General features: G+C 58.8%; 13 protein-coding genes. 2 read left to right on the top strand and 11 right to left on the bottom strand.

The window, feature by feature from the left end; genetic code table 11:
- Positions 1-49: 49 nt before the first annotated feature.
- The gene (locus AC3CHX_RS08370) at positions 50-232 is read right to left on the bottom strand and encodes a hypothetical protein (protein WP_488643583.1); all 183 of its coding nucleotides are present in this window, start codon (positions 230-232) and stop codon (positions 50-52) included.
- A gap of 314 nt (positions 233-546) precedes the next feature.
- On the opposite strand from AC3CHX_RS08370, the gene AC3CHX_RS08365 reads away from it, so the two are divergent.
- Together AC3CHX_RS08365 and AC3CHX_RS08360 are read left to right on the top strand one after the other, a co-directional pair.
- On the top strand, positions 547-2604 hold the full coding sequence (locus tag AC3CHX_RS08365; RefSeq protein ID WP_488643582.1) for a 3-hydroxybutyrate oligomer hydrolase family protein: 2058 nt from the start codon (positions 547-549) through the stop codon (positions 2602-2604).
- 151 nt (positions 2605-2755) lie between these two features.
- On the top strand, positions 2756-3121 hold the full coding sequence (locus AC3CHX_RS08360; RefSeq protein ID WP_488643581.1) for a LysR substrate-binding domain-containing protein: 366 nt from the start codon (positions 2756-2758) through the stop codon (positions 3119-3121).
- Here AC3CHX_RS08360 and AC3CHX_RS08355 read toward each other — a convergent pair.
- From AC3CHX_RS08355 to AC3CHX_RS08310, 10 genes are read right to left on the bottom strand one after another with little or no spacing between them, the layout of a single operon-like run.
- The gene (locus AC3CHX_RS08355; RefSeq protein ID WP_488643580.1) at positions 3046-4233 is read right to left on the bottom strand and encodes an acyl-CoA dehydrogenase; all 1188 of its coding nucleotides are present in this window, start codon (positions 4231-4233) and stop codon (positions 3046-3048) included. The genes AC3CHX_RS08360 and AC3CHX_RS08355 overlap by 76 nt on opposite strands.
- A 33-nt stretch (positions 4234-4266) precedes the next feature.
- Complete coding sequence (locus tag AC3CHX_RS08350; RefSeq protein ID WP_488643579.1) at positions 4267-5781, bottom strand: 3-hydroxyacyl-CoA dehydrogenase; 1515 nt, start codon at positions 5779-5781, stop codon at positions 4267-4269.
- 22 nt (positions 5782-5803) lie between these two features.
- The gene (locus AC3CHX_RS08345) at positions 5804-6196 is read right to left on the bottom strand and encodes a RidA family protein (RefSeq protein ID WP_488644765.1); all 393 of its coding nucleotides are present in this window, start codon (positions 6194-6196) and stop codon (positions 5804-5806) included.
- A gap of 53 nt (positions 6197-6249) precedes the next feature.
- A complete protein-coding gene (locus AC3CHX_RS08340; RefSeq protein WP_488643578.1) occupies positions 6250-6684 on the bottom strand; it encodes an acyl-CoA thioesterase in 435 nt (144 codons plus the stop codon).
- 13 nt (positions 6685-6697) lie between these two features.
- Complete coding sequence (locus AC3CHX_RS08335) at positions 6698-7873, bottom strand: acyl-CoA dehydrogenase family protein (protein ID WP_488643577.1); 1176 nt, start codon at positions 7871-7873, stop codon at positions 6698-6700.
- 9 nt (positions 7874-7882) lie between these two features.
- Entirely contained in the window at positions 7883-8737 is an 855-nt protein-coding gene (locus AC3CHX_RS08330) for an enoyl-CoA hydratase family protein (RefSeq protein ID WP_488643576.1), read from the bottom strand.
- A gap of 11 nt (positions 8738-8748) precedes the next feature.
- Entirely contained in the window at positions 8749-9321 is a 573-nt protein-coding gene (locus AC3CHX_RS08325) for a MarR family winged helix-turn-helix transcriptional regulator (protein ID WP_488643575.1), read from the bottom strand.
- A gap of 10 nt (positions 9322-9331) precedes the next feature.
- On the bottom strand, positions 9332-10114 hold the full coding sequence (locus AC3CHX_RS08320) for an SDR family NAD(P)-dependent oxidoreductase (protein WP_488643574.1): 783 nt from the start codon (positions 10112-10114) through the stop codon (positions 9332-9334).
- A gap of 2 nt (positions 10115-10116) precedes the next feature.
- Positions 10117-12522: a bifunctional salicylyl-CoA 5-hydroxylase/oxidoreductase gene (locus AC3CHX_RS08315; protein ID WP_488643573.1), complete on the bottom strand. Its 2406-nt coding sequence runs from the start codon at positions 12520-12522 to the stop codon at positions 10117-10119.
- Positions 12519-14138, bottom strand: a complete 1620-nt coding sequence (locus AC3CHX_RS08310) for a benzoate-CoA ligase family protein (RefSeq protein ID WP_488643572.1) — start codon at positions 14136-14138, stop codon at positions 12519-12521. Before AC3CHX_RS08310 ends, AC3CHX_RS08315 begins: the two co-directional genes overlap by 4 nt.
- Positions 14139-14497 lie beyond the last annotated feature (359 nt).

Below are 14497 nucleotides of genomic sequence, written 5' to 3'. Positions count from 1 at the left end.
CGCTTCTAAGGACTTGGGCTTGCGTCGCATGCCGTCTGATGCTGGCGGCTTACATGCCGTCCAATGTGGCACGGCGCTCCCTTGCCGCTTCCAATGCATCTTCGATCATCCGGCGTGCCTCGACCTTCTTGCGCGCGATGGCCGCATGAGCTTCCACCGTCATCTGGTCATCGGTCATCAGTTCATTGAAATCGAATAGGTCTTCGTCGCGGTTTTTTTGAAATCCTGACATCTTTTTTCTCCCCGGGAATCCATCGTCTGGTTCGGTCTTGCGTTGCAGTCGTTTCAGCTATGCCCACAATTTTATCGAATTTGCCAAAGCAGGCTGACGTCCCAAAGCCACAAATGTGTGAACGATTGCAAAATTCCACTCACCTTTGTTAAGAAGTTTTCCTATATGAGTTGCGTGCAACGACAAGACTTCACGCATGCGAATTTTCCGACTTCTCCTATATGAGGTTCCCTCGATATTTCGTCTAGAATCGATCTGGTTCTTCTGCGGCACTCCTCGATTCTATGTTTAACACTGACGCAATAGGAAACTGAATGAAAAAAATATATGGTGTAATTGGAACGGCCTCACTCCTGGCTTCTGGTCAAAGTATTGCTTATGCAGGTGAACAAACTGCCGATAAGCATGAGGGGAAGGACTTTACCTCAAGGCCAGTGTTCCTGGTCGGGGAACCGGTCAAGAAAAACTACGACGGCATTACCTCCGGGCTGCATACCGGCAGTGCGACCAACCTTCGAGACATGCTCACCTTCACCATACCCGCCGACGTCGAGCCTTCGCCGGAGGCGCTGCGGACACTGCAAATCAAGGGTTCTTACGCGGGCCTCCTCGATCTGAATCCAGAAGGTGGTTTCGGCGACGAATTCGGAACGCTTACCGCGAATGCCAATAAGGGCGTAGAGTACGTTGGCGTTGCCGATGACGGCACCGGTCGCGTCAACGTTACCATCGCTGTGCAGATACCCAGCCATTTCAACCTCGCAAAACCATGCATCATTGTCGCACCGTCGAGCGGTTCCCGCGGTGTTTATGGCGCAGCTCCTACCACTGGCGAATGGGCATTGAACAAAGGCTGTGCGGTGGTTTACACCGACAAGGGGACTGGCATGGGCGCACATGATCTGGATACCGATCATGCCTATCTCATCGACGGGACTCAGACTATTGCCCGCGGGCGTAAGGACCTGACTTTCAATGCCAACCTGACTCAAGCTGACATTGACGCATATCGAAACGCCAATCCGCATCGGTTCGCCGTCAAGCATCTGCATTCGCAACAGAATCCGGAGCAAGACTGGGGCACTTATACACTGGAAGCAATCCGTACGGCCTTCTATGTGTTAAACAAAGAGTTTCCGACTGCCAAGTTCAATCCTGACAACACGATCGTGATCGCGTCCGGCATTTCAAACGGCGGTGGTGCGTCGATCCGTGCCGCCGAGCAGGACAAGGATGGCCTGATTACGGCAGTCGTGGTGTCCGAGCCGCAGGTGAATCTACCGGACAATGCTCAAATCAAAGTCAAGCGCAACGGGCAGGTGATCGAAAACGCGGGCAAGCCGCTGTTTGACTACATCACCTACGCCAACCTGCTCCAACCCTGCGCTGCGCTGGCTAGCAGTTCTCCTCCGACTGTTACCGCCCGCGACCGTGCCGAGAACCGCTGTGCTGCGCTGGCGCAATTCGGAGTAATCAGCGGAGCGACTGTTGCGGCGCAGGCTAGCGATGCGTTGGCGAAGCTGCGCAGCTATGGCTGGGAACCCGAATCGGACATCCTGCATGACAGCCACTACGGCTTTGAATTTACCAACCTGGTGGCAAGCGCCTATGCCAGCGCCTATGCTCGCACACCAGTGAGTGAGCCGATTTGTGGCTATAGCGTGGGCGGCGTTGGCGTAACCATTCCAGGATCACCGAACGAAGTAGTGCAAAAACAGTTCTGGGCAACCGGATCCGGCCTGGCCAGCGGCATCCTTACCATCATCAATGACAACGCCCGTGGCGGCCCGGCAAAGGACACCACTTCCGTATCGCTCAGTACCGGCAAGGAAGATTTCAATATCGACGGTGCAATGTGCCTGCGCCGCCTTGCCACTGGCGCGGCTGTCGGCAATACCATGCTTTCCTCGGCGGAAGAACGTCTGGCTGAACGCGTGCGCAACGGCATGAGCAAGATCCGCGTGGACGGCAACCTACACGGTAAACCGACAATCGTCGTCCAAGGACGCGCTGATACACTAGTGCCCGTCAACCACGCATCTCGCCCATACTCCGCACTGAACAGCCAGACCGAACGCAATTCACGCTTGCGTTATTACGAAGTCACCGATGCCAATCACTTTGACGCTCTGGTTACGTTCTATCCGCGTGTTTTTGTGCCATTGCATGTCTACGCCATACGGGCATTGGATTTGATGTACAACCATTTGACGGCAGGCACCGCCTTGCCTCCATCACAGGTGGTTCGCGCGCAGGCTCGCGTTTCCCCGACGACACCTCTCACCGCTGAAAATGTCCCCCCGATCAGTGCCAATCCGGTGCCAGAGAACGTTATCACCATCGGCGACGGCATGATTAACGTGCCGGATTAATAGCGGACCACAAAAGAAACGGTGGCTGCCAGGAATCGCCGATTGAAGTTGCGAGTCTAGGCATGCCACCAGTTTTGAACTCGATCTGGCTGATTGAATCAGGCGCGAATATCGGACGACCGCTCCTGGTCTATTTTGTTGGAAAATTTGATTGCCACGTCTGGGCGGCATCGGCGATGCCGTAGCAAAAATCCGGTCGCGCCGTACCCGCCAGGTGCTGACGGTGGCGACCGACTTCGGTTTCGCCGCCTACTGGCTGATGCCAAGGCTCGCTGCCCTGCGCGAACTGGTGCCGAATCTGGATGTGCGGATCGTGACGTCTCAGAACGAATTCGATATTCGCGGAGAGCCGGTGGACGTCGCCATTGCTTTCGGCGCAGGTCAATGGCCCACCGCGCCAGGTTTCCAAGCTAGCGCAGTCCCGCATCCTATTGCCGGCGATCAATTAGCAAACGCAGCAATCCCGGTCTGGGCGCGACCCAATATCAACGCGTGCACATCATGCGTACCTTCATAGGTATTCACGACTTCCAGATTGACCATATGCCGGATCACGCCGAATTCATCCGAGATGCCGTTGCCGCCCAGCATGTCACGTGCCATACGGGCGATATCCAGCGATTTGCCGCAGGAGTTGCGTTTCATCATCGACGTGATTTCGACCGCTGCAGTGCCTTCATCCTTCATCCGGCCCAGACGCAGGCAACCCTGCAAGGCCATCGTGATGTCGGTTTGCATGTCGACCAGTTTTTTCTGGATCAACTGGTTCGCCGCCAACGGACGGCCGAACTGGATGCGGTCCATTGTGTATTGGCGGGCCGCATGCCAGCAAAACTCCGCTGCGCCCAACGCGCCCCAGGCGATGCCGAAGCGCGCCGAATTCAGGCAGGTGAACGGGCCTTTCAAGCCTTCGACGTGCGGCAGCAGATTTTCCTCCGGAACGAAGACCTCATCCATCACGATCTCGCCGGTGACCGAAGTACGCAGACCGACCTTCCCATGGATGACCGGCGTTGACAGGCCTTTCCAGCCTTTTTCCAGGATGAAGCCGCGAATTTTTCCATCGTCGGTCTTGGCCCAGACCACGAACACATCGGCGATCGGGCTGTTGGTGATCCACATCTTGGCACCGGATAGTGCGTAACCGCCGGGCACGGTTTTGGCGCGCGTGACCATGCTGCCGGGGTCGGAGCCGTGATTCGGTTCTGTCAGGCCGAAGCAGCCGATCCACTCGCCGGTTGCCAGCCTGGGTAAATATTTCTGCTTTTGCGCGTCGCTGCCGAATTCGTAGATGGGCACCATCACCAGCGAACTTTGTACGCTCATCATCGACCGATAACCGGAGTCGACCCGCTCGACCTCACGCGCAATCAAGCCGTAACTCACGTAGTTCAGACCGGCGCCGCCGTACTCCGTGGGGATCGTGGCGCCCAGCAAGCCGAGTTCGCCCATTTCGCGAAAAATCGCCGGATCGGTGGTTTCGTGCCGGAAGGATTCCAGTACGCGCGGCGCCAGCTTGCCCTCGCAATACGCGTGCGCGGCGTCGCGCACCATGCGCTCGTCGTCCGTCAATTGTTCGGTCAATAATAATGGGTCGTCCCAATGGAAAGAGGCTTTAGCGTGTGCCATGTGAATCTCCTGAATAGTTGAAACGAAAAAAAATCAATTGCTTGAATGCAGTAACGACAAACCCAATTGGGCACGCCGGATCAGCCAGGGACTGGCCCGATAACGTGGGTCACCGGTAGATTGATACAGGTTTTTCAAGATGGTCAGCACACGCGGCGCACCGATATGATCGCCCCACGCCAGCGGCCCGCGCGGATAAGCCAAACCTGACTCGACCGCGCAATCGAGGTCCTGCGGCGTGCAAATCCCTTGCTGCACGATGTCGCAACCGATGTTGACGATGGCGGCCAATACCCGCTGCACGATAAAACCGTAGCTATCCTGGATGAGTGTGACGGCTTGCCCGCTCTGCGCCAGCAATGCCTGCGCCTGTTGCGCCAGCGCCTTGTCGGTCGCCGGATTGCGCATCAGCGTCAACCGCCCGCGGCAATCCGTCAGCGTGTCGATGCCAAGCGTACGCGCTGCATCCAGCCCTGCGCGCGCCACACAGGTGCTGACGTCTTCGCCCAGCGGGGCAACCAGACAGAGCGCCGTCGCGGAAGGCTTTTCAGCGCTTTCAACGACTGCGCCGCAGCGCGCCAGTAACGCCGCCAACTGCGTGTGGGTCTCCGCACTGGCAACCCAGACCGTCCCGGACCATGCGGGCACCCGACTCTCGGCGGGCCTGGCCGGCTCCTCGATCAGCCTGCCATTCTCATACCGGTAGAAGCCGCGACCGCTCTTGCGTCCCAGCAAACCGGCACTCAGCCGTTGCGCGGTGATGACGCTGGGGCGATAGCGCGGCTCCTGATAATACTGCCGGTAAATCGACTCCATCACCGGATGCGAGACATCGAGTCCGGTCAGATCCAATAACTCGAACGGCCCCAGGCGGAATCCGGCGGCCTCGCGCATGACTGCATCGACTTGCGAAAAATCCGCTGCGCTCTCCTGGACAATCCGCAGCGCTTCGGTCAGATAGCCCCGTCCCGCATGGTTGACTATGAAGCCGGGGGTATCCTTGGCGCGCACCGGCTGATGCCCGATCCGGACGGCAAAGTCGGCCAGCGCTTGCGCGACAGGTTCCGCGGTAAGCACCCCGGAAACGACCTCGACCACCTTCATCAACGGCACCGGATTGAAGAAATGAAAACCGGCGACGCGCTCGGGATGGGTGGCAGCGGCAGCAATGGCCGTCACCGATAGTGACGATGTGTTGGTCGCCAGGATACAAGCGCTGCCGACAATCTGTTCCAGCGTGCGCAACAATGCGCGTTTGGCATCGAGATTTTCGACGATCGCTTCGATCACGATGTCGCAATCCGCGAACGCGTCGAGGGTATTTTCCGGTGCAATCTGTTCGATCGCGGCGCACACCGCCGCTTCGCTCAGCTTGCCTTTCTCCTGCAATTTTTTGAGTTGCGCAATGATCGCAGCGCGTGCGTTTTCAGCCGCGCCGGCTTGCATATCGTACAACTTGACCTGCACGCCTGCCAGCGCGGCGATCTGCGCGATGCCGCGCCCCATCGCGCCGGCACCGACGATACCGAGGATAGCGGGTGGGTTCATAGGGATAGACTGCATGGTGCGATTATTCCGGCACCACCGCAGTCACTTCGATCTCGACGCGCGCGCGATCTTCAATCAGCGCGGCGACCTGCACCGCCGTCATGGTCGGGAAATGCCGTCCGATCACTTCTCGATAGGCGATGCCGATTTCCTTGTAAGCCGCGACGTATTCTTTTTTGTCCACCACGTACCAGGTCATGCGCACGATATGTTCCGGCGAGGCATTCGCTTCGGCCAGCACCGCCACGATATTCAGGAGCGCCTGCCGCACCTGACCGGCAAAATCATCGGTATGGAATTTTCCGTCCCCATCCCAGCCGATCATGCCGCTGACAAAAATACTCCGTCCGCTGGCAACGATGCCGTTGGAATACCCTTTGGCGCGTGCCCAGCCTTGCGGTTGCAGGAAGTCCATGATGTTGCCTTTCTCGCTTGATGTATGGTGTGTCATTGTGCTTTTTCTGTTTGTTACTGTGTGGCGCAAAACCTTGCGATGGCGGTCCGTAACGCTTCCGGCAGGGCCACCGCGCTGCGCTTCTGTAAATCCAGCAAGACCAGCACCAGCGTGCAGCGCACCCGGGCGCTGCCGTCCGGCCCCGATAAACGGATGTCCAGCGTGATCGAGGCGGTGCCCATTTTTTGTACTTGCAACTCGGCGCGCAAGGTCTCGCCAAGTTCGCTGGCCGCGACAAAATCGGTCTCGATGTGCACCGTCGGCAAACCCAGGCCCTGCTCCATGTGCAAGCTGCGAAAACTGTGCCCCAACCCGAGCGCGCACCAGTCTTCCACCAGGTTGTTGATCATTTCAAAATAGCGCGGATAAAAGACGATGCCGGCCGGATCGCAGTCGCCGAAGCGCACCACTATGCTGGTCTTGAAAACAGGATCGAAGGAAGATGTCATGAGGTCCGCCGGGTCAAATGGAAGGAAGCGTCGCCTCACGCAACAATTCGCGCGCGATGATCAATTGCTGCACTTCGCTCGCGCCCTCATAGATGCGCAGGGAACGGATCTCGCGATACAGCCTTTCGACCGGTTGTTCGCTGACCACACCGAGGCCGCCGAACATCTGGAGCGCCGCATCGATCACCTGCTGCGCGGTTTCGGTCGCTGTCAGCTTCGCCATCGCCGCTTCTTTGGTGACCCGTTGACCTTGATCGCGCAGCCACGCGGCACGATACGTGAGCAGCGCGGCAGCATCGATGCCGGTTGCCATTTGCGCCAGTTTGGCCTGTGTCAGCTGGAAATCCGCCAAGGTATGGCCGAACATCTTGCGTGACGTGGTGCGTTGCAAAGCCTCATCCAGCGCCCGCCGTGCGAATCCGAGTGCGGCAGCGGCCACTGAGGTGCGGAAAATATCCAGCGTCGCCATCGCCACCTTGAAGCCCTGCCCCGGCTCACCCAGACGGTGCGCGGCAGGAATGCGGCAATTCATAAATCTGATGCGAGCCAGCGGATGGGGCGCGATCACGTCGATCCGCTCGGCAATCTCGAACCCCGGTGTGTCGGCCTCGACGATAAAGGCGGTAATACCGCGCGCGCCCGCTGCTTCACCGGTACGCGCGAACACCGTGTACAGGTCGGCGATGCCGCCATTCGAAATCCAGGTTTTTTCACCATTCAGCACATAGTGATCGCCGTCCAGCCGCGCCGCGCATTGCATGGCCGCGACATCCGAACCTGCGTCCGGCTCCGACAGGGCAAACGCCGCGATTGCAGCGCCGCTGGCGACACGCGGCAGAAAATGCCGCTTGTTGGCTTCGCTACCGAATAGCGTGATCGCACCGGAACCCAGCCCCTGCATGGCAAAAGCGAAATCCGCCAAGCCGGCATGCCGTGCCAGCGTCTCGCGTATCAGACAGACGGCGCGGGTGTCGATGGCGTCGCTGTTGCCGCCATAAGCGACACCACCGACCGCATGTTTCAGCCAGCCGGCATCGCCCAACTGCCGTACCAGATGGCGGCAGGCGGCATCTACGTCCTTGTCGTGTTGCTGCGAAATATTCCCGCTTGCCCATGCGTCGAGTGCATGCTCCAGGTCACGATGCTGCGGCTCTAGAAAGGGCCAGTCCAAATATTTTTTATCTGCCATGATAGTTTCTCAATCGCCTTCGAATACCGGCTTTTGCTTCGCAACAAAAGCATGGTAGGCACGGTGGAAGTCGTTGGTTGCCATGCAGATGGCTTGCGCCTGCGCTTCCGCCTCGATTGCTTCATCCACTCCCATATTCCATTCCTGCTGCAACATTTTCTTGGTCATGCCATGGGCAAAGGTGGGGCCTTGTGCCAGCGCATGGGCAAATTCCTGGGCATCGCTCAATATCGCTTCCGGCACGCAAAGACGATTGAGAAATCCCCAGCGCTCGGCCTCTTGACCTCCCATGCTGCGTCCGGTATACAGCAACTCCGACGCGCGGCCCTGACCGATCATGCGCGGCAATAGCGCGCACGCCCCCATATCGCAACCGGCCAGCCCGACCCGCGTGAACAGGAAGGCGGTCTTGCTGCGCGCCGTACCAAAGCGGATATCGGAAGCCAATGCCAGCAAGGCGCCGGCACCGGCGCAAATGCCATCTATCGCAGCGATGACCGGCTGCGGACAGGCGCGCATCGCCTTCACCAGATCGCCGGTCATGCGCGTAAACGCCAGCAGCCCCGGCATATCGAGTTTGGTGAGCGGGCCGATGATGTCATGCACGTCACCGCCGGAACAGAAGTTGTCGCCGGCACCGACAATGACGACAGCCTTCACATCCGCCGCATAGCTCAGGCTGCGGAACAGATCGCGCAACTCCGCATACGACTCGAAAGTCAACGGATTCTTGCGCTCAGGGCGGTTGAGGGTCAGCGTGACTACGCCCTCCTTCACCTCGCATCCGAAATGCCTGGCCTGATATGCCGACAAGCTGCCGCTGTTGCCGGGCAGGTTCTGTGCTTCACCTGGTAAATAACGCATGGCTTCTTTCCTTATTCCTGATCTTCAGCGCTGGGCTCATTCAGATGCTGCTTCACTTGCGACAGCAATTCGATCAATTTCTCTTTATCCGGCCCGCCGATGCCGCTCAGCAGTTCCGTAATCCAGCCCTCATGCACGGAGGCCATGCGCTTGAAGGCACGCCGTCCCTCGGCAGTGAGCTTGACGCTGTAGGCCCGCCTATCCTTTGGATCCGGCACCCGCGCCACCAGATTTTCCTGCTCCAGCTGATCGGTAATCCCGGTGATATTGCCGCCGGTGACCATCATCCGCTTGGACAGTTCACCCATGCGCAAGCCGTCGGGATGGCGCTCCAGTTGCGCCATCAGGTCGAAGCGCGGCAAGGTAATCCCGAACTCCGTGCGCAAACGGGAACGGATTTCCCCCTCGATCAATGCGGTGCAAGACAGCATCCGCAGCCATAAGCGCAAGGATTGATGATGGTCTTGCGTCAGGCGCGTTTCCATATCGAATACCTGGGCCGATTCCGCTTGCTGCACAGGCGCTTTGGCGTCGCTGCTGCTTGCAATCTTGAGGTCTGGTTTGTTGGCTATTTTCTTGGTCATTTTTAATCCTTCACATTACTTCACCGCCGGCCACCGCCAGCGCTTGTCCATTCATTGCAGCCGAGCCCGGCAAACACAGCCAGACGACCGCATTGGCCACTTCCTCGGGTTGCACCAGTCTTTTTTGCGGATTGCCCGCAGCTAGCTCGGCACGGGCCTGTTCGGCGCTGCGTCCGGTTTTGTCGACGATATTCGCTACCGCGTCTTTGACGATGTCGGTCTCGGTGTAGCCCGGACAGACCGCATTCACGGTAATGCCCCTGGTCGCCAGTTCCAGTGCCAGCGCACGGGTCAGGCCGATCACGCCATGCTTGGCTGCACAGTATGCAGCAACATAGCTGTAGCCGGTCAGGCCGGCGGTACTGACGACATTCACGATCCGGCCCCAGCCCGCCTCCAGCATGGCCGGCAGTGCCGCCTGCGTGCAGTGGAAGGTGCCGGTCAGGTTGACCGACAGCATTTGCTGCCACAAGGCCTCATCGGTTTTTACGAACGGTGCGGAGCTCGCCTGGCCGGCATTGTTGACCAGAATGTCGATGCGGCCGAAACGTTCGACAGCGCGCGCAAATGCCGTCGCTACCGACGCCGCCGAGGTGATGTCCGCCGCTACATAGTCCAACTCACCCGACGCCCGGTGTTTTTGCACGGTCCCGGCCAGGATCGCTTCATTGCGCCCCAGCAGCGTCACGCGCGCGCCATGCATCAGCAATGCGCTCACAATCGCTGCCCCTATCCCGCGACCGCCCCCGGTGACGAGCGCGTGTTTGCCTGTCAATGTTTTATCGGATAACATCCTCAGCCCTCCAGCAATTTTGCCGCAATCTGTTGCGGTGTCAGACCGGTATTCGCAGCGGCGACTTGCTTCTCGCGTTCGAGATTGCGCTCCAGTTGCACCTTGGCCGCGTAATATTGCTTGGGCCATTCCATGCCCAGATAACCGATTTTGGCGGCCTCGGTCAGCGTCCATGCCGGGTTCGCCAGATGCGGCCTTGCCACCGCACACAAATCGGCACGGCCTGCGGCGATGATGCTGTTCGCGTGGTCGGCTTCGAAGATGGCGCCGACAGCAATGGTGGGAATCCCCGCCTCATTCCGGATGCGGTCGGAAAATGGCGTCTGGAACATGCGGCCATACACCGGTTGTTCCTTCTTGCTGACCTGCCCGGACGAACAATCGATCATGTCCGCACCGGCTTGCTTGAACAACCTGGCAATGGCCACCGCGTCATCCGGCGTGATCCCGCCTTCGACCCAGTCATGCGCGGAAATCCGCACACTGATCGGCTTGTCTTGCGGCCAGACCGCGCGCATCGCGGCGAACACCCTGAGCGGGTAACGGCAGCGGTTTTCCAGCGAGCCGCCATATTCATCGGCGCGCTGATTGGTCAGCGGCGAAATAAAGGTGGACAGCAAGTAGCCATGCGCGCAATGCAGCTCCAGCCAGTCGAAGCCGGCCTTGGCGGCTTCTTCTGTGGCGCGCACGAAATCGGCCTGGATCCGCTCCATGTCTGCGGGCGTCGCTGCGCGTGCGGTCTGCGACACGCCTTCAACATACTGCTGCGCGGAAGCGGCAATCAGCGGCCAGTTACCGCTTTCCAGCGGCTGGTCGATCCCTTCCCAGGCGAGCCGGGTCGAGCCTTTGGGGCCGGCGTGACCAAGTTGCAGCGCGATTTTCGCATCCGAATTGGTGTGAAAGAAATCGACGATGCGTTTCCATGCTTGCGTATGTTCCGGCGTGTACATGCCGGGGCAGCCCGGCGTGATGCGGGCATCGGCCGACACGCAGGTCATCTCGGCAAACACCAGGCCGGCGCCGCCCATCGCGCGGCTCCCCAGATGCACCAGGTGGTAATCGCCCGCCACGCCGTCATGGGCTGAATACTGCGCCATCGGCGACACCACGATACGATTCTTGAGGGTCACGCCGCGCAGCTTGAACGGGGTCAGCATCGGCGGCACGCCGGGACGATCCGGCGCTTTGTCGTCGGGTAGGGACAAACCGGCGCCCGCGTAAGCCTGTTCCGCAATCCAGTTTTCATACTGGGCGATGTAGCCTTGGTCGCGCAGCCGCAGATTTTCATGCGACAGGCGCTGGCTGCGGGTCAGCATGGAATAGGCGAACTGCTCGGCTTCCATGTCTGTATAGCGATCGACGTTCTCGAACCATTCCATCGAATTGCGCGCCGAGCTTTGAATCTTCAGCACTTCGATGGCGCGCACCTGTTGATAAGCCGCCATGACCTGTTCCATGCCGGCTACCCCGTGTTGCTTGAAGCACCCTGCCAGTTCGATCGCGTCTTCCAGCGCCAGCTTGGTGCCGGAGCCGATCGAAAAATGCGCGGTATGCGCAGCGTCGCCCATCAGCACCACCGGTACGCGCTTGCCTTGCATGGCGTTCCAATGCACCCATTCCTTGCAGACAATCCGTGGGAATTTGATCCAGATCGCCGCACCGCGCACATGCGTAGCGTTATTCAGCAAGGGATTCCCGTCAAGATACCTGGCAAACAGTTTTTCACAGAACGCGATGCCTTCTTCCTGGCTCATCTTGTCGAGGCCGGCCTTCAGCCAGACTTCTTCCGGGGTCTCGACAATGAAGGTGGCGGTATCGCCGTCGTATTGGTAGGCGTGGGCCTGGAACCAGCCGTGCTCGGTCTGCTCGAACGCGAAGGTAAAGGCGGGAAACAGTTTCTTGGTGCCGAGCCAGACGAAGCGGCATTTGCGCGTTTCGATATCCGGCTGATAGGTGCTCTCATAGCGTGTGCGGACGCGGCTGTTGAGGCCGTCGCAGGCGATCACCAGATCGGCGTCGTAGTCGGCTGCAATCTGCTGATCGTCGGACACATCGGTCTCGAACACGAGATTGACACCCAGCTCCAGACAGCGCTCTTGCAGGATATTGAGCAGGCGTTTGCGTCCGATGCCGCAAAAGCCGTGGCCGCTGGACGTGATGGTGCGTCCTTTGAAATGGACGTCGATGTCATCCCAGTGATTGAAGGATTGCAGAATCGTGCGTGCGGTCTTTTCATCGGCATTCACCAGGTTGCCGAGGGTCTGATCGGAAAACACCACGCCCCAGCCAAAGGTGTCGAAAGGACGATTGCGCTCGATCACGCTAATCTCATGCGCCGGATTTTGCTTTTTCATCAACAGGCTGAAATACAGGCCGGCGGGACCACCGCCGATGCAGACGATCTTCATTGCGACTCCTTGTTCCGTAATTTGTAGCGCTGTAATTTTCCGGCTTCCGTGCGCGGCAGCGACGGGCGAAATTCAATCGAACGCGGATATTTGTACGGCGCGATGCTTTGTTTGACGAAATCCTGCAACTCCTTGATCGTCGCCGCAGTTTGTTCGACGCCCTGCTTCAACACCACATACGCCTTGACCACTTGTCCGCGCTCTTCATCCGGGTAGCCGACCACGCCGCACTCGGCCACTGCGGGATGTTTCATCAGCGCATCTTCGACTTCCGGCCCGGCAATGTTGTAACCGGCCGAAATGATCATGTCGTCGGTGCGCGCGCTGTACCAGAAATAGCCGTCGGCATCCATCTTGTAAGCGTCGCCGGTCACGTTCCAGCCGTTGCACACGTAATCTTGCTGCCGTGGGTCGGCCAGGTAGCGGCACCCGGTCGGCCCTTTTACGGCAAGCCGTCCGACCACCCCGGGCGGCACCTGATTGCCGTCGTCGTCCAGCACGCAGGCCTGGTAACCGGGAATCGGCTTGCCGGTGGCGCCGGGCCGGATCTCGTCACCGGCGGCTGAAATAAAAATGTGCAGCATCTCGGTCGCACCGATGCCATCGATCATGGCCAGTCCCGTGGCCTGGCGCCAGCTTTCCCGCGTCGCCGCCGGCAAGGCCTCGCCTGCGGAAACGGTTTTTTGAAGACTGGACAGATCGTACTTCGATGTCAGCGGCGCCATCTGGCGATAAAAAGTGGGTGCGGTAAAGCAGGTGGTGGCGCGGAAATCCTGCACCGCCTGCAATAGCGATTCCGGCGTGAGTTTTTCCAGCAACACGGTGGCCGCCCCGACCCGCAACGGGAACAACAGCATTCCGCCCAACCCGAAGGTAAAGGCCAGCGGCGGCGTGCCGATGAAGATGTCGTCTGCGCGAGATTGCAGTGTGGAGCGCGGAAAGCAGTCGCAAATCGCCATCACATCGCGGTGAAAATGCATGGTGCCTTTCGGCATGCCGGTGGTGCCGGAGGTGAAACCGATGATGCACACATCGTCGGCGGACGTATCGACCGCCGCGAAAGCGGCAGGCTTGGCCGCCATCAATTGCTCTAAACCGTCGAGCGCGGCATCGTTGAAATACAGGACCCGTTCCAGCGTGGCGGACTGGCCGCGCGCCAATTCCATTTCCATTTTCAAATCCGCCGCGCACAGTGCAGCACTGACCTGTGCCTTATCGATCATCACGGTCAATTCCTTGGCGCGCAACAGCGGCATCGTCGGCACGGCGACGCAGCCGGCCTTCATCACCGCCAGAACACAAGCCGCCATCATCGGATTATTCGCGCCACGCAACAACACGCGGTTGCCCGGCACCAGCTGCAACTCGTCGCGCAGCACATGCGCAATGCGATCGACCTTCTCTTGCAACTCCGCATAAGTCCAGCTGCCTTGATAGTTATATATCGCAGGCTTGTCGGCATATCCGGCCCGCACCATGTTATCGAGCAACTCTGTCACGCAATTCAGCCGGTCCGGGTATTCCAGCTCGGGAAGATCGAACAGAAACTGCGGCCACTGCTCACGCGGCGGCAGGTTGTCGCTTGCAAAAGTGTCCACGTATGCTGTTGCGGTCATGTCTGCTCCGGTCAGTGGTAGTCAATTTACGGGGTGGCGTGCTGCCTGGTCAAGCAGCGTGAATATAGTTTAAGCTTAAACATATTCAACATCAAGTATTTATTCGAAGCAATGCATGGCGACCTTGTCGGCGAGCGAAAAGTTGCCTTATTAACACCTCGGCGGCGCATGCGCGATTTAACACTTTTCAATGAACCCGAAAATCTTCCTACTTAATACCAAGAACTGTCCGACATACACATAAGTTCGTTATTTCTAGAATGGGCACTGTTGTAGCTTAGCTATAACAAGGCGCGACAGGCATTACCAGTTTGTCGCATTGAGTAAACATCGCAGCTTTCACTCATCATTCAGGAATC

The organism is Glaciimonas sp. OK215 (assembly GCF_057787885.1).
Note: the sequence above shows the minus strand (reverse complement) of the source record. Positions and strands in the feature narration are given on the sequence as shown.